At 39.7% G+C, this 26783-nt stretch carries 8 protein-coding genes; 3 read left to right on the forward strand and 5 right to left on the reverse strand.

The features are described from left to right. Window positions 1–91, reverse strand: a 91-nt coding sequence (locus BGL89_RS02635; protein WP_286824313.1) for a helix-turn-helix domain-containing protein, incomplete at its 3' end; no start/stop codon positions are given. Window positions 92–352: 261 nt separating this feature from the next. Next, window positions 353–2173: an EAL domain-containing protein gene (locus BGL89_RS02640; protein WP_286824293.1), complete on the reverse strand. Its 1821-nt coding sequence runs from the start codon at window positions 2171–2173 to the stop codon at window positions 353–355. 791 nt (window positions 2174–2964) lie between these two features. On the opposite strand from BGL89_RS02640, the gene BGL89_RS02645 reads away from it, so the two are divergent. The 3 genes from BGL89_RS02645 (at window position 2965) to BGL89_RS02655 (ending at window position 7395) form a co-directional block, all read left to right on the forward strand. Then, complete coding sequence (locus tag BGL89_RS02645) at window positions 2965–4491, forward strand: bifunctional aminoglycoside phosphotransferase/ATP-binding protein (protein ID WP_286824294.1); 1527 nt, start codon at window positions 2965–2967, stop codon at window positions 4489–4491. Window positions 4492–4564: 73 nt separating this feature from the next. Then, window positions 4565–5128: a Uma2 family endonuclease gene (locus BGL89_RS02650; protein ID WP_286824296.1), complete on the forward strand. Its 564-nt coding sequence runs from the start codon at window positions 4565–4567 to the stop codon at window positions 5126–5128. Window positions 5129–5343: 215 nt separating this feature from the next. Continuing rightward, window positions 5344–7395 (forward strand): FAD-dependent oxidoreductase, encoded by a 2052-nt coding sequence (locus BGL89_RS02655; RefSeq protein ID WP_286824297.1) that lies wholly within the window; start codon window positions 5344–5346, stop codon window positions 7393–7395. A gap of 80 nt (window positions 7396–7475) precedes the next feature. On the opposite strand, the gene BGL89_RS02660 is transcribed toward BGL89_RS02655, so the two are convergent. Genes BGL89_RS02660 through BGL89_RS02670 form a run of 3 tightly spaced genes read right to left on the reverse strand, consistent with a single transcriptional unit; the run spans window position 7476 to window position 26110 of the window. Next, window positions 7476–11348: a non-ribosomal peptide synthetase gene (locus BGL89_RS02660; protein WP_286824299.1), complete on the reverse strand. Its 3873-nt coding sequence runs from the start codon at window positions 11346–11348 to the stop codon at window positions 7476–7478. After that, window positions 11345–17725, reverse strand: coding sequence for a non-ribosomal peptide synthetase (locus BGL89_RS02665; protein WP_286824301.1), 6381 nt, complete (start codon window positions 17723–17725; stop codon window positions 11345–11347). The genes BGL89_RS02660 and BGL89_RS02665 overlap by 4 nt, the downstream gene beginning before the upstream one ends. Before the next feature lie 15 nt (window positions 17726–17740). Then, entirely contained in the window at window positions 17741–26110 is an 8370-nt protein-coding gene (locus BGL89_RS02670) for a non-ribosomal peptide synthetase (RefSeq protein ID WP_286824302.1), read from the reverse strand. Window positions 26111–26783: the final 673 nt, after the last annotated feature.

Genomic DNA, 26783 nt, shown 5'->3' on the forward strand with positions numbered 1-26783 from the left:
TGTAAACTAATCTTACACAGCCCAAAGTGTGCCGCAATAGCGACTCTTGTTCTGGTGTGGGGTAAAATCGAAACGAATAGGCTTTTTCCATATCTTAACATTCTGGCATATATTTCGTAAATGTGCTAATATTTAACGGTAAAGCCAACCTAGAACGACGGGGTTTCAGACCCAAATTTTCGATGAGTAAGTATTTGATACTAGATATTCTGTTCAGATCATACCGGAATCAGTGGCCAAAATTATTTATCAGTAATCAGTAAACAGTGAAAAGACAGCACTGTTAATGCTATTTCATCCTCCTCACTTAATACCCCTGACTAAAAACCCAGATCTGATAACTGGTAACTGATCACTGAGTACTGATTACTGACAGGCTGCGGTGGATGTGGAGAAATTTAGTTATTTCCTCCACTGCTAGAGGGCCACTGATGCGATTGCCTTGCATTCTCTCGCAACCTAATTCTTGCAGGATTTCTAATTGTTGTTGGGTTTCTACTCCCTTGGCGATCACTATTAAGTTAAAACTTTTCGCTATCGCCAACAATGACGAGATAAAACGGGTATCTTGGGGATTATTACTCAGGTTTTTCGTTAAAGATTGCTCTATTTTCAGTTTTTTCACGGGAAATTGACCGAGATAGGCGATCGACGCGTAACCGCTGCCAAAATCATCAAGGGTGATACTAATACCCAATTCCTGCAAATCCCCAAGAATTCGACCAGTTTCGCGGCTATTTTCCAGTAAACTTGTCTCGGTTATTTCCATCTCCAGAAAGAAAGGCCCGATTTTGCTTTCAGTCAAGACTTCTTTGAGGATGGTGAGCAACTGCGGATCCCGCAATTGGTGCGGGGACAGATTGATCGAGATGGGAGTATATAATAATCCTCGCTGCTGCCATATTTGTGCTTGTTGACAGGCATTTTTCAGCACCCAACGATTAAGCTCAAGGATTAACTCGCTTTCTTCGACTAAGGGTAAGAAACGATTAGGAGCGATTAATCCGAATTGAGGGTGTAACCAGCGCAATAATACCTCTAACCCTTCCACTTGTCCCTGAGTCATATTAACTTGCGGTTGATAGTAAAGAGCTAATTCATTATTTCTGATTGCCTGATAGAGAAAATATTCAACTTTAGAACTACGAGTATTTTTAGGGCGAACATTAACTGACTCTATCCTGGAGTTATTATTGATATTATTCTTGACCGCTACTAAATTCTTCTCCAGTTTCTGTAAAGTTATTTTTCTGTCTGTGCCGACGGGGGGACAGATAACTGAACCTAAATTTAATCGCACGGCTAGGGAGTGATTTTCGATTTCGTAATTATTTTCTAGGGTTTTAATAATTCTTTGACTAACTTTTTCCAGATCATTGGCATTATTAATTTGTGGCAGCAGGATAATAAATTCGTCCCCTCCCCAACGAGCGACTATATCCCCCGATCTCAAATTTTTTCTTAACCGTTCACTGACGATTTTTAATAGCTTATCTCCCAGTCGATAACCTAGTCGATTGTTGATATTTCTTAGCCGCTCTACATCCACTAATAACAGACCGAGCAGTTGATTACTTTTCTGGGCATTATTAATAGCATTTGACAGATATTCATTAAAGAGAGAACGGTTAGGCAAATTCGTGAGAGGATCTAGGGAAGATTCCTCTTGAGTCCTGTTATCAAAACTAAGGGTCTGGGATGGGGAATTATGGAGAATTAGGGTACTTTTTGTGTGGAGGTTATTCTGGCTATAATTTGCTTCATTTTCCGTTAGATGCACTCGTAGCTGTCCTGAACTTTTAACCGGTGCTTGCTCTATTTTTTCTTGACTGGATATTAAATGAAAACTGGCATTTATATCACAGCCAAAGTTAATTAAATCACCATCTTTTAATTCATGAACCAAGCATTTAGACCCATTGACATAAATACCATTATGACTTTTATTTCCCTCTAAATCACCATCAAGAATCCAATAGGAAAATTTTTGGCGATCAATACTCTTTTTAATTAAAGTCGCATGATAGCGAGACGCGTGTTTGGAGCGAAGAACAATTTGATTATCGGACTTACGGCCGAGAGAATATTTCATGTCTTCTAGGGTAATTGTTCTTCTCCCTTGAGGATCTTCCACAATGAGGAGATAACGGGAATTGGATGAACCATTAATCATTTTTTCGGTACCTCGACAAAATATAAGTTAATATGCTCTCTCAAAAAGTCATGGCTTATTCATCTTTGACTTAATTTATTTTCTCAATAAAGTGTTGGGTGTGATTCGGAACAGTTACTTAATGGCAATTGCGTCACATCTTCTGGTTTCAAGGCCTGAGTCAACCAAAATCCTTGTACTTCTTCAAGTTCTGTTCTAGGCCGATTATAGTCGATAACATGGCTAAATGCTCGGTTTTTGATGGTAAAGATTGGATAAAGGTTCGCTCTTCAAACTGTCGAGGGGATATTTATAAATATAACTTAAGAAGGAATAGCCCGCATCAAAATTATCTAAAACTAACTGTACCCCTAATTCCTTGGCTTAAAGCTGACCCCGCTCCCACGCAGTTTTAACGAGTAATTCAGATAGTCAACAGCTTACCGACAATCAGCAATTATCAGTCATCCTTAAACTGGTACAAATGTATGAACAACCCCGTGTAAGCATCCCACTTGCAAAGCTAATGCTTTCCAGCGTTTGGGGGAGACAGTTCCTCCACGGACATCTGAGAGCAAATCGGTTTTTAGTGGTACGATTAACTGCCAATCAAACTTTAAAAACCCGCTCCCTTCTCCCCACTTCCCACTTCCCACTCCCCAACGGAGGGTTTGGGGGGTAGAATCCCCCAAGAGTCAAAGATTAAGTGATAAAATCGGAAATAACAGCCAATTCTAGCAGAGAGTTTCCCTTTAAAAATCCCAACCTAGTAAATTGACAAAAATGAGATGCAACCGACAGGAGTTCTCCCTATGGATAGCAACCGATTAATCGAAGAATTAAAAAATCCCGACTTTTATCCTCATTCTGTAAAAATTCCCGTTGAAATTATCCAAACCCATGCTTCAATTATCTTCTTGACAGGAGATTATGCCTATAAAGTCAAGAAACCAGTTAATTATAATTTTTTAGATTTCTCCACTTTAGAAAAGAGAAAGTATTATCTAGAACAGGAACTAGAGTTAAATAAAAGAGTTGCGGCGAATATCTATCTGGAAGTTTTGTCAATTAATGAGGAACGGGGTACCATAAGTTTAAATGGAGAAGGGAAAGCGATCGAATACATTTTAAAAATGAATCAGTTTCCCCAAGAATGTTTACTGAGTAAGGTTTTTGAACGAGGAGAACTAACGGAAAAAGCTATAAAATCTTTGGCTGAAAAAGTGGCAGGATTTCATCGACAAGCTCTGACTAATTCCTATATTACCCAATTTGGCAATTTAGAAGTTATTAAACAAGCTTTTGATGAAAACTACCAACAAACCGAGAAATATATTAATTTTGTCCAAACCCAAAAACAATACGATGAAACGAAAGCTTATACAGATAAATTCTTCGCAGAACACGGAGATTGGTTAGAAGAAAGACAAATAAAAGGGATGATTCGCGAATGTCACGGAGACTTACATTTAAATAATATCTGTCAGTGGCAGGGAGAAATACAATTATTTGATCGCATAGAATTTAATGAATCTTTTCGCTTCGTTGATGTCATGTATGATCTTGCTTTTACAGCCATGGATTTAACCGCTAGGGGGAGAGAAGATTTCGCTAATTTATTTGTGAATACTTATTTAGAACAAACCGCCGACTGGGAGGGTTTAAAAGTCTTGCCTCTCTACCTGACTAGACAAGCATATGTGAGGGCAAAAGTCAATAGTTTTTTGCTTGATGGTGACAGTTTTTCCGAGAAAATTAAAGCCAATGCACAGGATTATTATCAATTAGCTTGGCAGTACACACAACCGCAGAAACCGAGATTAATTCTGATGTCGGGATTTTCTGGCTCGGGTAAGAGTACCATAGCGAAAGTAATTGCTAAAAATCTTAATGCTATTCAGATTCGTTCCGATGCAGTTCGCAAACATTTGGCTGGAATTGACTTAAATCAAACAGGATTTCTCGACATATATAGTCTGGAAATGAGTCAAAAAACCTTCGCTAGACTGGCAGAATTAGCCGAAATTTTAATAGCTTTAGGTTATCCGGTTATTCTTGATGCACGCTACGATAAATATGCTTGGCGAGAACCTTTATTAACCTATGCCCAAAATTTACAGATTCCTTTTCATATTGTCCATTGTCACGCACCTATAGAAGTTTTAAAACAACGGATTGCCGCTAGAAAAGGTGATATTTCTGACGCTACTATCGAGGTTTTAAATGCCCAAATTGAGAAAACAGAACCTTTTAATGAAAAAGAACAACCCTATCTAATTTCCCTAGACACTACTAATCCCGATTGGCCAGAATTTTTAGAGAGTCAATTAGATAAATAGGTTGAGATGAATCACCGATATAGCCATTGTTATAATTAAGTTATCTTGTATAAAGTAGCAAGAAGGAGAAGCGATGGAAACTGTAGTGTTAAATCTAGAGACAGTTAATTTGACTGATGAACAATTTTATCATCTCTGTCAGGCTAATCAAACATGGAATTTAGAACGTAATCAAAAAGGAGAATTATTAATTATGGCTCCCGTGGGTGGAAATAGTGGTAAACAGGAAGCTAATTTGATTGTTAAAGTTGGGGTATGGAACGAGCAAACTCAACTTGGTGAGGTATTTAGTTCTTCGACAATTTTTCGTTTACCAAATGGAGGAGATCGTTCTCCTGATGTTGCTTGGATAAAACGGGAGAGATGGGAAGCTTTGAGCGCAGAAGAGCGAGAAAAGTTCCCACCTTTGTGTCCCGATTTTGTGATTGAATTACGTTCTCGTACTGATTCTCTCACCTCTTTACAGGACAAGATGCGTGAATATTTAGCCAGTGGTTTACGTTTAGGTTGGTTGATTAATCCGCAACAGCAGCAGGTGGAAATCTATCGACTAAATAGCGATATGGAAATTATTAATTTACCTGCTATTTTATCCGGGGAAGATGTGTTACCCGGGTTTGTTTTGAATTTAACATAGGAAGGATTACAGGGAATAACAAAGGGAATGACACCGAATCAGGCTATCTCTATTTTGTCAAAACATTTCCAGAAAAGCGATCGATTGTCAGCTTGGCCGTGTATAATCTCTCAATATCGCCCAAAAAAAAGAATCAGGATTTCAGGAACAGATTCTCTGGCTACTGCTTCAAAGAAAGAGGAAACTCTCAGTCACAACATTGATATTTGTCAATAATGTCACCTAAAATTTTCAATCATCACTTTACTCCCCTCAAATCCCTCTCTTTGGGGTTATTTCTCCTGCAAGCTTTCACTCCCCTCACTCTAGCAGCCCCCCCGCGAGAACTGGATCAAACCGTCGGCTGTGATATTCTGGTGGTGGGTGGTGGTTTAGCCGGTGCCGGTGCGGCCTACGAAGCTTTATTATTAGGAAAAACCGTCTGTTTAACCGAGATTACCGACTGGGTGGGGGGACAGATATCTTCTCAGGGAACCTCCGCATTAGATGAAAGACGAACACAAAGAGAAAAATTATTTTTCCCGAAAGGTTATCTAGAATTTAGGGAAAGAATTAGAAAGCATTACGGGAAACGCAACCCCGGAGAATGTTGGGTAAGCGGGTCTTGTTTTTTGCCTTTTGATGGACATAAATTATTATTTCAACAGTTAGAAGACGCTGCCAAAAAAGGCAAAGGAACCCTGAAATGGTTTCCCTCCACGGTAGTCAAAGAATTAAATATTGAAACTTTACCCAATCGCGGTACTGGTCAACAGATTACCGGTGTAATTGCTATTCAACATAGTCCCGCAAAAGGTACTCCTCCCCTAAATACCGAGTTCTTATCGCAAAAAATGGAGGATATCTATCGCTACGAAAATTCTCCCCGTTTTGATAAGAAAATCCTCCGTTTTGTCCCCAAATCCTCCCAACCGAATCAATTAGCAGATTGGTATGTGATTGAAGCGACCGAAACCGGGGAAATAATCGGATTATCAGATATTCCCTACCGTTTAGGTGTCGATAAGCGCAGTTATCTCGAACCTTCTTCCTCTAGCGTCACTGGAGACCCCTACTGTACCCAAGGCTTTACCTATACCTTCGCCATGGAGGAAACAGAAAAACCACAAACCCACGAGAAACCCGTTTATTATGAACGCTATGCCCCCTATTTTAGCTATGAATTGCCCCGATTAGCCGATTTTGACCTCGTTTTCACCTATCGTCGTATTTGGAGTCCGCAACTGGGTAAAGAGAAAACCTTTGGGGGAATTACTTTCACTGAACCCGTCCCGGGGGATATTTCCATGCAGAATTGGACCTGGGGAAATGATTATCGTCCGGGGACTGCTAAGGATAACTTTATCTACACCCGTGAACAGTTGCAACAGTTAGGACAGTTATCTCCGGGGGGATGGATGGGAGGATTACGCACCGAAACCCTCGCGAGGGGCGAAGAACACGCCATTTCCTACTATTATTGGTTAGTAGAAGGAACCACCGATTCCCAGTTAGGGGACGGGGTAAAAGTTCCCCATTTGAATAACCGTTATCTCTCCGGTTTTGATTCTCCCATGGGTACTGCCCACGGTTTGTCAAAATATCCCTATATTCGGGAAGCAAGACGGATTATCGGTCGTCCTTCCCTGACTTACCCCGATGGTTTTACCGTCACAGAAATCGATATTTCCCGACAAAATTTTCAAAGCGATTTCTATCGTCAAAATCTTTCTCCAGCAGAATATCGGCGCTTAATTGCCACCTTGGCAGGATTAGAGGGATTTTCCGTACTTGATGGCACATTATCCCCCGATCAGGCCGTTAAACGCAAGCGATCGACTATTTACCCCGATTCCGTCGGTATCGGTCACTATGCGATTGATTTTCATCCCTGCATGACGGAACATCCCCCCGAAAAACCGGGTAATACAGAAAAAGCAGGAGAAAGACAGGGACAAGGGCAAGCTTACCCCTTCGAGATCCCTTTAAGGGCTATAATTCCCCAAAAAATCGATAATTTACTGATAGCGGGGAAAAGTATCGCTCTCAGTCATATTGCCGCGGCCGCCTATCGTGTCCATTCCTTCGAGTGGTCCTCTGGGGTAGCTGCTGGCATCACGGCCGTGTATGCTTTAGATAATAATGTACTGCCCTATCAATTAGTAGAAAGTGACTTTCTCATTGGGAATAAACAACTGCGAGAATTACGACAAAAAATCGCTGCTAGTGGTAATCCAACTGTGTTCCCCGATGCCTCAATTTTCCGGTCGATGGATGATTGGTATTAATTAACAAAAATTGCAGGAGTCAGGAGTCTTTAAGCAGTCAGCAGTCAGCAACTCGGACTGTGATAATAACTAGAAAACGGTTACGACTGTTTTGGGTTGAGAATACTATTAATAATCAGAGCGTTTTTGGGAAGATAAGGAGGATCAATCATTTCACGATGAATACCAGTGGCATAATGATTGATTCTTTCTCCTTTTGTTGCTTGTATCCAATCATCTTGAGCTTCATAGTTTCCCTCAGCACGAATCAAATGAATAGTCCCTTGAATTTGTACATTTTTTAAGTCAGAATTCCAAAGAAAATTAAAGTATTCCCACACTTGATTATAAGTGCGATCGCGGAGTTTTTGATTCTCTAAAAAGTAACCTCTTAATTCCTGACGTTTGGGATTTAATAAGAAAACATCAACCCCTTCTTGAATCTCTGACATATCAGCTTTTTTAGCCTCACGTCCTCCTCTGTAAGTATCCAGTAAAATGACATCAGAAACAACTCTCCCTCGACTTTCTAATTGTTGAGCCATTAACATCGCTAAAAATCCGCCAGCGGAATGTCCCATTAATTTTATATCTTGATTCTGAGCCAAATCATCAATTAATTCAGCGTATTTTTTTAACATTAATTCATCGCTAATATACCGGAAAGTATAAATAGCATAATTCGTTAGATACTCTGCTAAATTGGCATAAGCAGCAGCGAAACCAAGAGCGGGAGGAAATAAAAAGACGGCTTTTTTTTGCGCCTTATTAAACAACACATACGGTCGTTCTTTCGGCTGAATATTCATCTCTTGAGCATAAATAATATAATCGCTTAATTCGGCGACTGTTGGCTTTTCATAAATCATTGATAAAGGAATTTCTATGGCCATTTTCTCATAAATTAAAGCCATAAGATTCATCGCTTGTAATGAATGACCCCCCAACTCAAAGAAGTTATCATTAACCCCTATCTTGCCAGCTTGTAGAAGTTGTTGCCAAAGACTTACTAAGATAGTTTCCGTTGAATTGCGGGGTGCTAAATAGGGTGATTCAACTAGAGAAGTCTCATCCGGTATAGGCAATTTATGAACGTCTATTTTTCCGTTAGGATTTAAGGGAAAATCCGACAACAGGACAAAAGCAGAAGGGATCATATAAACGGGTAATTTCTGTTGTAAGAAACGGTGCAGCTCCTGAGAAGTTAATAAAGTATCTTTTCTCATTACATAAGCAACTAACCGTTGATTATGTAATGTGTCTTCCCGCATAATCACAACAGCTTGTTCGACGTTGGGATGAGTTTCTAAAACTGTCTGAATTTCTCCTAATTCAATACGGAAACCTCTCAGCTTGAGTTGATTATCAATTCGCCCTAAATATTCAATATTTCCATCAGGAAGATAGCGAGCTAAATCCCCCGTTTTATATAATTTCCCCTGACCAAAAGGATTAGGGATAAATTTTTCAGCCGTTAATTCGGGTTGATTGAGGTATCCACGAGCTAAACCCATTCCACCAATATGTAATTCTCCAGCAACACCAATAGGAACCGGTTGAAGATAGCTGTCGAGGATATAAACTTGAACATTAGCAAGGGGACATCCAATAGAAATTTGGGAATTTGGCTGACAGCACCAGCCAGTGGTATAAACGGCTGCTTCTGTCGGTCCATAAAAGTTATATAATTCACAGTTTAACTGCTGAAAAAATCGTTGATTGAGTTCATAAGATAAGGCTTCTCCCCCGACAATTACTCGTTTTAAACAGTGGCAATCTTTGCTCTTGGGATGTTGCAGAAAAACTCGCAATATTGAGGGAACACAAGTGAAATAAGTTACTTGTTCTTGCACAATTAAATCTATTAAATAATCTATATCTTTATACCCGTCAGGTTTCGTCACGACTAGGGTAGCACCAGATGTTAAAGATGAGAAAACTTCCCAAACTGAAACATCAAAACTAAAGGGAGTAATTTGGAGAATGCAATCTTCAGAGGTAAGATTATAATAATCAATAGTGTATTTCAGAGTATTAGAAATTCCTTGATGAATATTCATCACACCTTTAGGTTTTCCCGTTGAACCCGAAGTGTATATAACATAAGCTAAATTTTCTGGTTTAACTGGAGAGGTCAAATTCTCTTGACTATAATTAGCTATCCTTGACCAATCTGTATCTAAACACAGTATTTTGGGGCAATTTTCTGGTAGAGATTGAACTAAAGATTGCTGAGTTAACAACAGAGAGATAGCTGAATCAGATATCATATAATCCAAGCGCTCAGGGGGATAATTAGGATCCAAAGGAACATAAGCTCCCCCGGCTTTAATAATTCCCAATATTCCGATAATCATCTCAAAAGAACGCTCAATAAAAATCCCCACTAAAACTTCTGAGGTTACGCCTTTTTCTTGTAAATAGTGACCGACTTGATTAGCTCGATTATTTAACTCTCGATAGGTCAATTTTTCGCCATCAAAAATAAGAGCTATTGCCTCGGGATTATCTCTAACTTTTTCTTCAACTAACTGGTGCAGACACTTTTGAGAATAAGCGACTTCGGTTTGATTCCACTCTATTAGTAATTGATGCCGTTCTTCAGGGGTTAATAAATTAATCTCAGATAATTGACAATCTGGATTCTGAATTACACTTTCAATAATTTGTAAAAAGTGACCGCTCATTCTGGCGATAGTTTCAGGCAAAAATAAATCTGGCTCATATTCAATAGCTAATATAAGATTATGACTATCTTCAAAGAAGCTCCAAGTCATATCAAATTGAGCCATGCGTGGTTTTAGGGGATAGGGTTGATGTTCCAAACCTGGAATTTTTAAGACAGTTTTGCTTTCTTTACCCAGTAGAGAAAACATGACATCAAATAAGGGATTTCGGGACAGATCTCGTTCTAAATTGAGAGCAGATACTAATTTATCAAAAGGATAATCACGATATTCATAAGCATCAAGACAGGTGTTAGTTACTTCCCCTAAGACTTGCTTAAAAGTTACTCCCTCTGGTAATAAAGATCTCAAAGCCAAGGTGTTAACATAAAACCCGATCTGGTTTTCTAAATCAGGATGATTTCGTGCTGAAATAGGGATACCAACTACTAAATCCCGTTGACCGGTGTGGCGGTAGAGTAATATTTTAAAGAAAGTCAGTAGGGTAATAAATAGAGTCGTATTATTTTGAGTTGCAAAGGTTTGTAATTGTTGGCTAAGACTCTCACTAAATTGATAAGTGTAGGAAGCCGCTTGAGAAGATTTTACTTGAGGTCGAGGGAAGTCTATCGGTAAGTTTAAGATAGGGGGATGTTCGGAAAAAACCTCACACCAATACTCATGTTGTTCTCTAACTTCTTCACTTTCTAACCACTGATTTTGCCATGCCACATAATCTTTATACTGTAGGGTAAGAGGGGGTAATTCAGCTTTTTTTTGTTGACTATAAGCAGAGTATAATGTCAAGAACTCTTGAAAGATGACATCAAGTGATTGTGCATCTCCAATAATATGATGGACAGTCAAACCAAAGATAAATTCTTCTGACTTAATCTGCACCAATAAGACTCGAACAAGGGGCAACTTTTCTAGACTAAAAGGTAAATTTGCCGAATCTTGAATCAAATCATATGCTAAAAGTTCAGCCTCTTTTTCTCCTCTTAAATCTTTAAAAATGATTAACTGTTCTGTGGGGATTTGCTCATGAATAACTTGCTTAATATTGCCCCCAACACTGGTAAAAGTGGTTCTGAGAATTTCATGACGGTTCACCAGTTCTTGAAAGGCTGCTGTTAATATAGAAACATCTAACTTGCCATTAATTCTCATGGCAAGCCTAATATTATAAGCACTAGAAGATTCGCTGATATGCTGCAAAATCCAAAGCCTTCTTTGACCGTGAGAGACTTCGTAATATTTTTGTTTTTCCAGTGGGTTAATTGAGTCAGATTGTGGTAAGTTGATCATCGTTTTTGTCGGGATTGAATTAATACAGCTTGTTCTTTTAAAGTATTATGGGTAAAAATTTCCCGTAATCGGAGGGAAACCCCAAATTGATTACGGATTTGTGACACTAAGCGCATCGCCTTTAGACTGTTTCCTCCTAGTTCAAAAAATGACTGATTACTGTTACTCACTTCTGCTTCTAATAACTCACCCCAAAGGGAAGCTAATAAAGCTTCTTGTGGATTAAAATCTGGGACTTGGTTAGTTGAGTCAGTAATATTTTCTTCGGGTTTTGGCAAAGCTAGACGATGAATTTTTCCATTGGGTAACAAGGGAAAAGCTTCTAACCGCATTAAAAAGCTAGGCTGCATATAAATCGGTAAGAGTTGCTTTAATTTACCTCGAATATATTCCTGATGAACTGTATCCTCTGCTTGATAATAAGCAATTACGGTTACTAATTCCTCCTTTTTATTAGCTATAACTAAGGCTTTTTCTACTCCCTCAATCGCACTGAGGACATCTTCAATCTCTCCTAATTCAATCCGTACCCCATTTAATTTAATTTGGTTGTCACTGCGTCCTATTACTTCTAAAGTTAGATCAGGAAGCAGTCTGCCTAAGTCTCCAGTACGATAAACTATATCCCTCCCCCCATTCAAAGGATTAGGCACAAAAACTGAATGAGTTAAGCTTTCATCTTGATAATAACCTTTTGTTAAATAGGGGGATTTAACGAACACTTCTCCTACTTCTCCTATTGCCCTGGCGCGATTTCCATCAACCACTGCATAAGCGGCATCTGGCAAAGTTTGACCACCCGGAACCCGTTCATAGGGAATATTATTAGGGTTAGGAATTCGATAAAAATGCTTAACAAATGTAGTTTCACTCGCTCCATAAATATTGACAAATTCTGTCTGAGAGCCAAAAATTTGATGCCATTCAGCCAGTTCTTTCACAAATAAAGGCTCTCCTCCTAAGACAAAAATTCGCAAATTTTTCAGGAGATTATGAGCATTAATTAAACCACGCCCCATCTTTAAAAATAGACGCATTACCGAGGGGACAGTGTGTAGTAAGTTAATTTTCCATTCTCCTATTCGCAGTAATAAAAGCTCTAAGTCTTCTCGCTCTGTACTCTCTGGAATATACAGAGTTCCCCCTGAGCATAAAGTCACACAGGTTTCCCTCAAATAAGCATCAAAATTAATTTGAGCAATTTGTAAACAGCGCCAACTTTCATTAATGCCAAATTCCCGTTTTTCCCAATCAATGAAATGACGTAAGCTGCCGTGACTGCCTAAAATTGCTTTAGGTTCACCGGTTGAGCCAGAAGTAAACATAATATAATTAGAATCATCAGCATCTGGCATAGCTAGAACGGGTTGCAGTTTGCTTAATTGGCAAGGAAACTCTTGATAATCCATGCCATTCCACTGATGATATTGCTGAATTTTATGAGCCTTAACCACTAAGATATGAGGCGGTTTTTCTAATGCGGATAGTTGGGGTTTAATCCCCTCTAAATTCTCCGCCGCAACTAAGATAATTTCGGGGCTAGTTTTAATCATCATGCGTTGCCGACGCTCCTCTGGTTCATCTAAACGTAGAGGTAAATAGATTCCTCCGGCTTTAAATACTGCCAGCATGGCGATTAACTGACGATAATCTCCTTCTAGGAGAACACCACAAACCTTGTCTTTTTCCACGCCTAATTCTTTTAAGGCATAAGCCCAAAAGTTAGTTAGTTCATGTAATTCTTGATAGCTAAATTTACCCCCTGGATAAATAATCGATGTTTTCTCCGGTTTGGCTTCAACTTGGTCAATAAAATCATGGATAATGGTACGGGTTTCTAAGCGAGGAATAGGATTGATAAAATTGGCGATGAAAGCGGTTTCTGCTGCCGATAACAAAGAAATGTCTTTGACGGGTTGGGCAGGGTTAGATAGCATTTCATTCAAGAGTTTATCGAAGTGAATGAGACATTTTTTCATCCTCTCCTCTTGGAATAAGTCGGTGTTATAAATTAGCTCTAATCTGAGTTTTTCCTGAGCTTCACTAAACACAAAAGATAGATCAAACTTACTGGTCGGGGTCAGGGAATCTAGAGATTTTATTTGTATATTTTCTAAGCCTACAGGTTGATCAAAATTTTGCAGAAGGACTAATATATCAAACAAGGGAGTGCGGTTAATTTCTCTAGAAACAGCTAATTTTTCTACTAAAATATCAAAGGGATAATCGGAATGTTCTAAGGCTTCGGTAACGGTTTGACGAACCTTTGCGAGTAGATTTTTGTAGCCTTTTTCGGGTTCAATTTGGTCACGAATAACTAAGGTATTGAGAAATAAACCGATTAGAGATTGCAGTTGAGGATGGTTTCTAGTGGCGATTTCTGTACCAATAGTAATATCATGTTGACCACTGTAGCGATACAGCAATATTTTGACAGCCGCTACCAATGCCATGAATAGGGTTATTTCGTTTTCTTGACAAATTTTTCTTAATTTAGAAATCGTTTCTCGGTCAAATGTCCAGCTTAAATGAGAACCCTTAAACGTCTTTATTTGGGGACGTTTAAAGTCTGTCGGTAAGTGAACTCTGGTCAGTTGTCCATTGTCCAGTTTTTGCCGCCAGTAATCTAGGTTTTTTGAATTATTTTCGCTCCTTAAAAGATTATTTTGCCACCCTGCATAATCTTTATATTGTATCGGCAATGGCTCTATATTAGGCTGTAATCCTTTGGCTAAATCAGAGTAGTATTCTAAGCATTCTTTAGCTAACAAACTCATTGACCAACCATCACAGATAATATGATGAATTTCTAACTCCAAAATATATTCATTCGGAGACAGTTTATAAACCTTAGAGCGCACCAGGGGACTTTTTTCTAAGTCAAACGCTTTTCTCTCTTTTGCAATCGTTTCTAAGATTTCTTCATCAGGTTTATTTGTCCAGTCTTTAAATTCCCAATCAAAAGGACGATTTTGCAGGATTTTCTGTTGTGGTTCACCGTTAATTAAAATGAAAGATGTCCGCAGGGATTCATGACGGGAAATCAATAATTGTATGGCTTTTTCAAAGACATCTGGGCTAAAATTTCCTGCTATTTTGAGGGTGGAAACAATATGATAAGCTACATTATTGAGATCCATCTGTTGCAAAACATAGAAACGTCTCTGAGCATGGGATGTTTCGTAGGTTTCTTGTGCAGATACAAGGGGAATAGTGGCTACCGTCAGAGGGGTAACAGTGCTTAATAATTCTGCTTGTTCAGCAATGGTAGGATGAGCAAATACTTGTTTAATGGGCAAAGATTGCCCTAACTTTTCTTGAATTTTACTCACTAGAGAAATAGCTTTTAAGCTATGTCCTCCTAACTCAAAGAAGTTGTCATTAACCCCTATTTGTGATAGCTGAAGAACATCTTGCCAAATCTGAGCTAAGAGGCTTTCTTTTTCATTTCTTGGGGCTATATAAGCAGATTCAATAATTGATGTCTCATCGGGGACAGGTAATTTTTTCCTGTCTATCTTGCCATTGTTATTTAAGGGAAAATCTGACAACATGACAAAGGCAGAAGGAACCATATAAGCGGGGAGTTGCTGCTGCAAGAAACGGCGCAATTCTCCGATACCTAATGAGGGGAATTTTCTGACTATATAAGCGACTAAGCGTTGATTTCCTGACGTATCTTCTCGCAAAATAACTACGGCTTTTTCCACTTGAGAATGGGTCTCTAAAACTGCTTCTATTTCCCCTAATTCAATCCGTAATCCCCTCAGCTTAACCTGATTATCAATGCGCCCTAAAAATTCAATATTGCCCTCTGGAAGATAGCGAACTAAATCCCCCGTTTTATATAATATACCCGAATTAAAAGGGTTAGAAATAAATTTTTCTTTAGTTAATTCCAGACGATTGAGATAACCCCGCGCTAACCCCACACTGCTAATATGTAACTCTCCAGGAACCCCAATCGGAAGCGGTTGTAAATTCTGATCTAAAATATAAATTTTTGTGTTAGAAATTGGCTTACCAATAGACGGGGATGAGGAGTTTCCTTCCTCATAATCGGGAACTATTCCTGAAGTGGTTACTACTGTATTCTCTGTAGGACCATAATTATTAATAAGCTTAAAAGGCATTGATACTGAAGGATAATGATGGAGTTTATCCCCACCCGTTAAGATAATTCTGAGGGCTATATTTTCATCCCATTCTAAAGATAAAATCTTCTCAACTAGGGGAGTTGGTAAAAAGCTGACGGTGATTTCTTGGGCAATTAACCAATCTCGCAACTCCGGGGGAGATTGCATGATTTCAGGTTTAACTAAGACAAGACTCGCACCGGCTGTTAAACAGGGCCATAACTCCCAAACCGCAGCATCAAAAGCGCTTCTTGCTAGTTGAGTAGTTTTGTCTAAAGGCGTAATTTCAAAAGCGTCTTGATGCCAACAAATTAAATTCATTAACCCCCGATGGCTAATTAATACTCCTTTGGGTTTTCCCGTTGAACCTGATGTATAAATAACATAGGCTAAATTCTCAGGAGTCGTTAGATTGAAGGGATTTTCTGGGCTATAGGTAGCTATCTTTTCCCAATCCCTATCTAAACACAGTAATTCGACACCAGTTTGGGGAAGAAAATCCCCTAAAGATTCCTGAGTTAACACCAAAGAAACACCCGAATCTGAGAGGATATCCCCCAAGCGCTCGGTAGGATAATCTGGCTCTAAAGGTACATAAGCTCCCCCAGCTTTTAATATCCCTAATAAACCGATGACCATCTCTAGGGAACGCTCCATAAAAATCCCGACCAAACTTTCTGGATTTACACCCTTATCTCGTAAACAGTGAGCTAACTGATTTCCCCGGTTATTTAACTGTTGATAGGTCAATTTGTGTCCTTCAAAAATAACCGCTATTCCCTCGGGATTCTGGGCAACTTGTTCCTCAAATAATTGATGTAAAGACTTATCTAAAGGATAATCAGCCTCAGTATTGTTCCACTCTACTAATAACTGATGTTGCTCTTCTGTTGTCAATATAGGTAATTGTGTTACTCGTTGCAGAGGTTCAGTAACAATTCCTGTTAAAATAGTCTGTAAATGTCCTGCCATCCGTTCAATCGTATCCTGAGTAAAACGGCCAGTATCATAGATTAACTGAATCAGTAACTCCTGTTTAGGAATAGCAACCACCGTCAAAGGATAATTAGTTTCCTCAAAATTCTCCACATCCTTAACCCTTAAGGATTGACGAGAATCTCTCGATAACGCTTCTCTGGGATAATTCTCAAAAACGACCAAACTCTCAAACAGGGGAACCCCCGGTGGAATATCACTCAATCTCTGTATTTCAGCCAGAGAAACATAAGCATAATCCTGAATTTCTGCTTGCTTTTGCTGTAATTCCTGTAACCAAGATAGCAATAAATCTGATTCTCTGATGGAGACTCGCAGCGGCAATGTATTAATAAATAATCCTACCCTATGTTCTACCCCTGATAAATCATGGGGGCGACCAGAAACCGTAACCCCAAATAAAACTTCTGACTCCCCACTATAGCGACTGAGAAGAATCGCCCAAGCGGCCTGTACTAGAGTAGATAAGGTCAGATTATGCTTTTGTGCCAAAGATTGCAGGTCTTTCGAGTGAGAAGCCGATAAATGACAGTTATACTCTTTATAAGTCGGCTTACCTTCAGATTTCATTAACTGGAGTCTGTCCACCCTCAGGGGGGTGGGAGTCATAAACCCTTCAAGAGTTCGCTGCCAAAAACTCTCAGCAACAGATGGGTTTTGCTGCTGTAACCAAACAATATAATCTTGATAAGGACGCGGCAAAGGAAGATGATAACTTTTCCCTTGAATACCTGCCTCATAAAACCCTAAAACTTCTTGATAAATAATAGGCATACTCCAACCATCCAGAATAATATGATGATGATTGCAGAGGAATTTATAAGTTTGGTCTGATAGTTGAATCATCAAGCAGCGCATTAAAGGAGCAACTTTGAGTTCAAACCCTTGTTGACGCTCTGTTTGTAACAATAAATCTAAACGTTGTTGTTGTTCTCTGGGGGAAAGATTGCGCCAATCTTGATAATCCCAAGGCAAATCAACCTTTTTTCGCACAATTTGCAGAGGTTTTTCCCGTTTTTCCCAAAGAAATAGAGTCCTTAATACCGAGTGACGCTCGACAACTTTTTCCCACGCTTGCCTAAAAACTGTAAGGTTAATTTCTCCCTCCAGAGTAATTAGAGTTTGGCTACAATAAATCCCTGAATCAGGAGTATAGAGACTATGAAAGAGCATCCCTTCCTGCATGGGGGAAAGAGGATAAATAGACTCCACATTTTTGGCGGGTTGATTTTTTGTGTCTGCCACGAAAGATTCTCCTTATTAGTCAATTTCTGCCAGAATATCGTCTAATTCCTGTTGATTCAATTGCGCTACCGGAAAATCTGAGGGAGTGTAACCCCCAGCATCAGGAGATAAACAATGCTCAATCAATTTCAGCAAAGCTTCTTTATAGCCGCGCCCTAAATATTCTACCGTCGAACGTTCATAGATGAGAGCGCTATAAGTCCAGTTTACTTGTAACTGTCCCTCTATAACTCTGGCCGTAATCTCTAATAAATGACTACGATGTCCCTTAAGACTGTGATTAGGCCCCTTAGACTCATCCGCTAATTTCCAATCCCCTTTTTGCAATCGTCCTTGCTCAAATTGACCTAAATAATTAAACAAAACTTCCCTGGCAGGAATTTCAGCTAATTGAGACTTAATATCAGCCTCATCACTCAAATATCGCAAAATTCCATAGTCAATTCCCTTGTGAGGAATAGCTCGTAACTGTTCCTTAATAGATTTGAGTCGCTCACCAGGGTGATTTTCGGGGGGGAGTCGCAAAACAACCGGAAAAAGACTGGTAAACCAACCTACCGTCCTCGACAGGTCAACCTCACTGAACAAATCTTCTCGTCCGTGTCCTTCTAAATCAAGGGATATGGTCAAATTTTCTGTCCATTGTGTCAAAGTTTCTGCTAAAGCGGTTAACAAAACCTCGTTAATTTGAGTGTTATAGGCAGCGGGAACCTTTTGCAAGAGGGTGCGGGTTTGTTCTTCATCTAGAGTCACCGTGACATCATTTGCCATCGCTACTGTATTGTCTTCTTTTCCACTCTCGTTATCTACAGGTAAATTTCTCGCTTCTAACCAAGGTTGAGTTAACCAATAGTCTAATAGCGCTTTCGCTTTTTCCCCTTGTCCATAATCCCTCAAGAGAAGCGCCCAATCCTGAAAAGCTATGGTTTTTGGAGGAAGTTCTACATTCTCCCCCCTTTCCAACTGTTGATAGGTCATCAATAAATCTTCTAGCAAAATTCGCCAAGATACACCATCAACTCCCAAGTGATGAATAATAATCAGTAACCGACTGGGTTGATAGGGGGCCAATTCAAATAGTACGGCCTTGATTAATAGTCCACTAGAGAGATTTAAACTTGCTTGTTGAACTGTTGCCATTGCTAAGAGAGTTTCCCCTTGCTGAGATTGAGGAATAGAAGACAAATCAATCACCTCAAAAGGTACTTCATCCGACATTCCTTCATTGACTTGTTGCCATTGTCCTTCCTCCACAGTAAACTGTAACCGCAAAGCGTCATGATGTTCAATTAATTTTCTCAGAGATTGAGCTAACAAATCAGCTTTCAGGTGATGGGGAACTTCTAAGAGGACAGACTGATTAAAGTGGTGCATTTCAGCGCGATTTTGCTCAAAAAACCACAGTTGAATGGGAGTGAGAGGCACAATACCCGTCACTAAACCCTGTTTAGCTAATTCGGCTGTGGAATAATCGGCAACTGTAGCCAGTTCAGCAAGAGTAGGATATTCAAATATCTGTTTAGGGGTAATCTTCAACCCGGCTTGACGAGCGCGAGCGACAACCTGAATACTGAGAATAGAATCGCCCCCAACTTCAAAAAAGCGGTCATAACGACTCACTTGTTTAATGCTGAGAACATCTTGCCAAATACTAGCCAAAATCTTTTCTTTCTGAGTATGAGGGGGAACAAAATCCTGCTCAGATGTGCAAGGTATCTCAGGGATGGGTAATCTTGAACGGTCAATTTTTCCATTAGGAGTCAGAGGGAGAGCTTCTAAGGACACAAAAAGAGCCGGAATCATATACTCTGGCAACTTCTGTCCCAAGAAACGACGCAAATCCTCAGTATTTATCGGGCCATTTTCTCCTACTAGATAAGCGACTAACCTCTTATTCCGATAGGAGTCCTCCCAAACCTTCACCACCGTTTGCTTAACTTGGGGATAAGTCCCTAGAGTTGCCTCAATTTCTCCTAATTCAATGCGGAAACCCCGCAATTTTACCTGATTATCACCCCGCCCCAAAAAATCAATATTTCCCTCGGGTAAATATCGGGCTAAATCTCCTGTTTTATAGAGTTTTGCATTGGGTTCATTGCTAAACGGATTGGAGATAAATTTCTCGGCGGTTAATTCAGGTTGATTAAGATAACATCGAGCTAACCCTTCACCCCCGATATATAAATAACCAATAGTTCCTAGAGGAACCGGTTGCTTAAAAGAGTCCAGAATATAAACTTCAGTATTGGCAATAGGCCGGCCGATACTCGGTTGTCCATGGTGTCCTTTAGGCACTAAGCTAAAAGTGGAATAAGTGGTATCTTCTGAAGGACCATAGAGATTATAAACTTTCTTAATGTTTTCCTGCTGGTAAAGCTTCTGGACTAATTGATTAGACAAAGCTTCTCCTGCGAGGTTTACCGTTCGCACAGTCTCAGGTATCGCCTCAATTTCCAGGAGTTGGGCGATCGCTGTAGGTACGGTATTAATTAATGTTACCTCTTTGGCTGCACTTAAACTAGGCAAATCTAGAACATTCTGGGCCAGAATAATCTTACCCCCCACAGTCAAGGGCAAAAATAGTTCAAATACTGACAAATCAAAACAAATAGACGTAGAACCCAAAACCCCCGCTAATTCCTCACTGCTAAAGACTTCCTTGGACCAATTCAGTAAGGTTGTGGTGCTTTGATGCTCAATGACAACCCCTTTCGGTTTCCCCGTTGAACCGGAGGTATAAATCACATAAGCGGTATTACTGGAACTTACGGGTAAAGAGAGGTTTTCGGGACTTTCTAGGGCTATATTTCTTTGTTCTGCCTCTAATATCACCAGATTCCCTGGATAATTCCCTAATTTCTCGACTAATTTTTCTTGTGTTAGCAACAAGGAAACTTGGGCATCCCCTAAAATGACATTGAGGCGTTCAGTTGGATAAGCTGCATCTAAAGGTACATAAGCTCCCCCTGCTTTGAGAATGGCTAATAACCCTATAACCATCTCAGTTGTCCGTTCTAGGCAAATTCCCACCAAAGACTCCTGTTTCACCCCTTTTTTGCCTAAATAATGCCCTAATTGATTCGCTTTTTCGTTTAATTGACGGTAGGTTAATTGTTCATTTTCTGCAATAATAGCGATCGCATCAGGACTGCGCTTAACTTGCTCCTCAAACAATTGATGAATACAGTCATCTGGATAGTGAACCTCGGTATCATTCCATTCTTTCAATAATTGATGTTGTTCTTGCTCAGAAAGTAAACAACAAGTCTCATAACGTTCTAACCCTTCCGTTGCCATAGCGATGAGAGTTTTCTCGTAGTATCCTCCGATTAACTCCATCTGCTTTTCCCCTAGATAATTCCCATCATATTTAAGGGTAAGTTCTACTTCAGATGAAAGGGGATGAAGACTAAAATTAGCTAACAATGTAAAATTAGTTTGATTAAAAAACTTCCCTCCCAAGACCTCTAAATCTTGCACCCCGATGATACCTTGATAAACATGAAAATGAATAAAATTAAAAGCCGTATCAAACAAAGGTTGACCCGCAAAAGTTTTTTGTAACTCAGCCAGGGGATATCTTCGCCAAGATAAGCATTCTCTTTCAACATCAAAAGCTTGCTTAACTAAATCGCTCCAAGAACCTCCAGATAACTCTAAACGTAGGGGCAAAGTATTCAAAAATAAACCTAATATCTTTTCCCCATCGGCTACTTCTAACCGTCCATTAGAGACTAAACCTGTAACAATATCCCTCTGATTATTCAGTAAACTTAATACCCGAAAATGAGCCGCCAATAAAACACTTTTTAGGGGGACTCCAACTTGTTTACCGAGTTGTTTTAATCCCTGAGATACCTGACTAGATAGGGGAACTAACCAATCCCAATCTTGATTAACTTGATTAGATTTCGACCACTGAGGAAGTTTGGTCAGCGTGACATCTCTGAGTTTTTCTTGCCAATAATTCTGGCATTCTGTCGATTGAATAGTTTTCTTTTCTAAGGCGACAAAATCCCTAAAACTGATATCTGGAGGGGGAGAAAGAGGTAAAACTTTTTTGTCGAGAAGATAGAGATACTGTTGTAACAATTCTGTGAGCAATGAGGCGACACTCCAACCATCTAAAATAGAGTGATGAAAGCTGAAAGTTAGGTTAAAGTTATCCTGATGGCGGCGATGGAGATGAAAGCGAAATAAAGGAGGACTATTCCAGTCAAAAGTGCGGATTTTTTCCCGCTCAATCCAATCATCAATAGCCGTGTCTTGTTCAGAAGGAGATAAATGGGTTAGGTCATCTAATCCTAAAGGAACATCGATTTGTCGATGAACTAATTGTAGGGGTTCCTGATATTCAAAGAGTGCGAAACTGGTTCGTAATACCGGATGCCGCTGGACAATCTCCTTAATAGCACTATGTAAAGCGGGAAAATTAAAAGTAGCACGAATATGATAGGTAAACACATCATGGTACACCGACAGATTCCCCTGATATTCACTATGAAATATCATCCCCAATTGTAGAGCAGTTAGAGGATAAGCATCCTCCACTTCCTCCAGTAAATCCCAGCGAACTTCTTGAGGAATTAAACTAAAAACTTCCGTTTTTTCAGTCCCCAAAGTATCAATTTCATAGCTAACGCAATTGGCCAATTCTTGAATGGTTTGATGTTGCAATAATTGGGGTAAGGAAAAATGAAAACCCATTTGTCGCGCCTTAGCGATCACTTGTATTGCCCGAATCGAATCCCCCCCAAGTTCAAAAAAATTATCGTGAATACCAACCTCTTCGATGCCCAAAACTTCAGCCCAAATCAGTGCTAAAATTTCCTCAAGAGGGGTACAAGGTGCTACAAAATTCTCCGAATTCCTTAAACTGTTATAGCTTGGAGAGGGTAGGGCGCGACGGTCAATTTTTCCATTATTTGTCAGAGGAATAGAATCCAATTGCACAAAGGCATGGGGTATCATGTATTCTGGGAGTTGCTTTTGCAGATAACTCCGCAGTTGGGGAATCAGTTTACTGTTTAACTTAGACCTTAAAGGGTGATTTGCATAAAGTTGCCATTCAGGTTTTGCGGTGTGGGTGGGGGTAAAAGCGATGTAATTTCTACGGGAATTTTCTAGCGGAGCAAAAATCACATCGTAACAGTCCGGAGTATCGGACCTAGTTACCCAAACCGAAAGGGATAAATCCGCAGCTAAAGCCGAAAAATCTTCAGTTTCTACGGCATTTTCCGGTATAATGTCCGATTTAATCGCTTTAAATTCCTCGATTGTCCCAAAGTCTTGAGAATTGTTCAACAATTCCACAATTTTTAAAGGTCCAAACAAGCGCAAATTAGGGACACCTATCACCCTTAACCCCTCAGATGTCCCCAGTTGATTTCTCACCTCAGATAAAGTCAGCTGCTGTTCAGTCCAGTTTAATTCTTGAAGGTCGGTGCTAAAATCCACAATTGTTCCAATCCGCAGAACAACATTGTAACGAAATTGAGTCAATTCGTTGTGGTATCGACCTCTCTCTAGATGAATCTCGACTTCAGTAATCTGAGGAAAATAGGACTGAATTGCTCTAAACAAATCAGGGTCAATGAATAACTCATTTTCTTGCTCAATTTTCCTCTGTACAAGCTGTTTAAAATCCCTAATCGAATCTTCAGGGTTAGCCTTATAAAGTTCTACATCAGCGTGAAAAGCTGCCATGAGTTGCAAGTTTCGCACATCTCCAAGGAAAATACACCCCCCCGGAGTTAGTACCTTGATAGCTCCCTCTAAAACCCGCAATAAGTAATCTATATGGGGGAAATACTGCACAACCGAGTTAAGGATAATTGTATCGAATCCTTCTGACTCCAAACCCTCAAAATTATCGGCAGTACGGGTAAATAACCTTATTTGCTCCAGCTTTGGCCATTCTTGATTAATTCGCTGAATATGGTCTAAGGCTACTGATGAAATATCTGTTCCCCAATAATGCTGACAATGGGGAGCAACTTGGAATAATATTAACCCGGTTCCACAACCTATTTCCAGAACTTTTTTAGGTTGTTGAGCGAGAATAACCTTCACCTTATCATCTAGCCATTCTCGCATCTGAGCAGTCGGGATAGGTTCCCCCGTGTAACTACTATTCCAGCCAACAATATTAAATATACCCTCAGAATCTGCCGATGTTTGGCTGTAAATTTGGTTATAGAGGCTTTGCCATTGCTCGATTTGCTCATCGAATAATTGCCCTTTTTCTGAAGTCGCCAAGAGTTCCCCCTCTTGAGACTGACCCACAACATAAGCAATTAGTGTTTTACTGCCGGTTTCTGTCTCCGATGCAATGACTACCGCTTGCTCGACTGCTGGATGTTCACTGAGTATAGTTTCAATTTCCCCAAGCTCAATCCGGAAACCTCGAATCTTAACTTGATGGTCAATACGCCCCAAAAATTCAATATTTCCATCCGGTAAATACCGGGCTAAATCCCCCGTTTTATATAATTTTGCCCTAATTTCTCCCCCTATTGCTCCTGCGACCTTAGCAAAAGGATTAGGGATAAATTTCTGGTCTGTTAATTCGGGACGATTGAGATATCCACGAGCTAAACCTATACCACCAATATGTAATTCTCCCACAATCCCTATAGGAACTGGTTGTAAGTGCGGATTAAGAATATAAATCTGAGTATTGGCAATTGGTTGACCAATACTCACTATCGCTTTTTCACTCCCCGGTAAACAGGGCCAGTAAGTCACATCAATCGCCGCCTCAGTCGGCCCGTAGAGGTTGTGAAGTTCACAGTTAAAATGCTCAAAAAAGCGTTGTGTTAGGTCTAATGGCAGAGCTTCCCCACTACATAAAACCCGCTTGAGAGAACTACATTCTTTTAGCTCTGTTTCTTGCAGAAACACTCGCAGCATCGAGGGGACAAAATGAAGGGTAGTAATTTGCTGCTCTTGGATCAATTGTATTAAATAGATACTATCTTTATGACCTTCTGGTTTAGCTACCACTAGGGTTGCACCGGCTAATAATGGCCAGAAGAATTCCCACACTGAAACATCAAAACTAAAAGGGGTTTTTTGTAAAATGCGATCGCTGTTAGTTAACTGATAAGTATCCTGCATCCACAACAAACGATTCCTGATACCCTGATGAGTATTCATCGCACCTTTAGGCTTACCTGTAGATCCCGAAGTATAAATAACATAGGCTAAATTTTCCCCCGCTACGCCACTGTCACAATTGTTCTGACTTTCTTGAGAAATTGCTGGCCAATCTGTATCTAAAGCAACAACAATCCCCCAGTATTCCCCCAACAATCCCCGCAGCGATTCCGCAGTAATGATCACTTTTACCCCAGTATCTTCTAATAGATAACTTAGGCGTTCTTGAGGATAATTAGGATCTAAGGGGACGTAAGCTCCTCCGGCCTTCAAAACAGCCAATAAACCTACTACCATTTCTAAGGAACGCTCCAGATAAATTCCGACTAATTCCTCTGGTTTTACTCCTAATTTTTGTAGGTAATGACCAAGTTGATTGGCTTTTTCATTTAATTCTTGATAAGTTAATTCTTGATTTTCAAAAATGACCGCCACTCTCTCAGGGTAAAGTTTGGCTTGCTCTTCAAATAGCTGATGAATCCATTGCTTTTGAGGATATTGAATGGCCGTATCATTCCAATCTATCAGCAATTGTTCTCGTTCTTTTGCCGTTAATATATCAATTTCTGACAAATCTATATCGGGATTAATCGTCACTGTTTCTAAGATTTTCTGGTAATGTCCTAGCATTCTCTCGACAAAATCTCTGGGAAAGTTATCTTTAATAAAAGTGACAGAAAAACCACTATCATCCGCTGCTATGGCAAAAACTAATTGAAATTTATTTAACGAAGAAATGTCCCCACACAGGCCTTCTTTGATCACAGCAACGTCAAAAATATTCTCTAGTTCTCCTCCTCTTGCTGCCAAGGTTTTGACCAAACTATCCAGAGCATAGTTTTGATGGCGATATCCTTCTTGTAAATCTTTACGAATGATTCTTAGTAAATCTTTAAATGAACTAAAATTATGTTGATTGAATCGGCAAAATATCAGGCTATCTAATTTTTCTGTATTCAAAGCTCCTGTAGCCGTAGCAAACTCGACTTGAGCAGTATATTTAAACATTAAAACCTGGACAACAGCCAAATGAAATGCTAAATTATTAACAGAATTATTTGCTGTTAAACTGTTGATTTTTTTCTGTAAATCTGTAGAGATAACTTCAATAACGCTATCTTGCTCCCCGGTTTTATTCTGACTTACATTACCAAATAGAGTAGTTACTGGATCTATTTCTTGAAGTTGCCGAATTTGGTAATCTATTGAAACCAGATGTGCTTCCATTGCTGTTCTAACTTTGTCCCTAAATAGTAGTTGATGGCGGTATTCAGAGTCATGGGGTACAATGCTTACCCGTTCCCTGTTCCCTTAAAGCGATAATTCCCGTCTCTGACGAGTGGAATTATTGCTATATGGACTACAGGAAACCCGACTACGGCTAAGGTCGAGGTTTCTGTCGCTTCTTCAAAATTGTTCTGAGCTTCGACATCATAGCATATTAAACCGACATTCCGCACATCTTCATATACTTTCTATATATCTTTACATTCCCCAAGATGTTTTGACGAAAAATCTTCATTGTAGAAACTACTCTTGTCAGCAATAAATTAGTAAAAATTATTAATTGAATATTAAGAAGTGCGGAAAGTGTGACATTTAAAGATATAGTGGCGCGAGGCCAGCAGAGCAGAGCTTAGGATGCCACACCCCACACCAGGTTATTGGAGATGTCTGTTGACAATTACTACCTCGATCAGGTATGATTGGCTGTCTGGTCGTAATAGCTGAAGAAGTGACAACGAGGTGGAAATTTAAGTGAGGTGGGGGGAAAATTTCCTCACTGTAAGCCATCAAATTAATCGACTTACCTAGTAAAAACCAAATTCCCTCGTTATCTTTCGGCGAAAGTCTCAAGCTTTTTCCCTACACCCTAACCCCGACAATCTACACCCTGTTT

It is taken from the genome of Microcystis sp. LSC13-02 (assembly GCA_002282935.1).
Lineage (GTDB): Bacteria > Cyanobacteriota > Cyanobacteriia > Cyanobacteriales > Microcystaceae > Microcystis.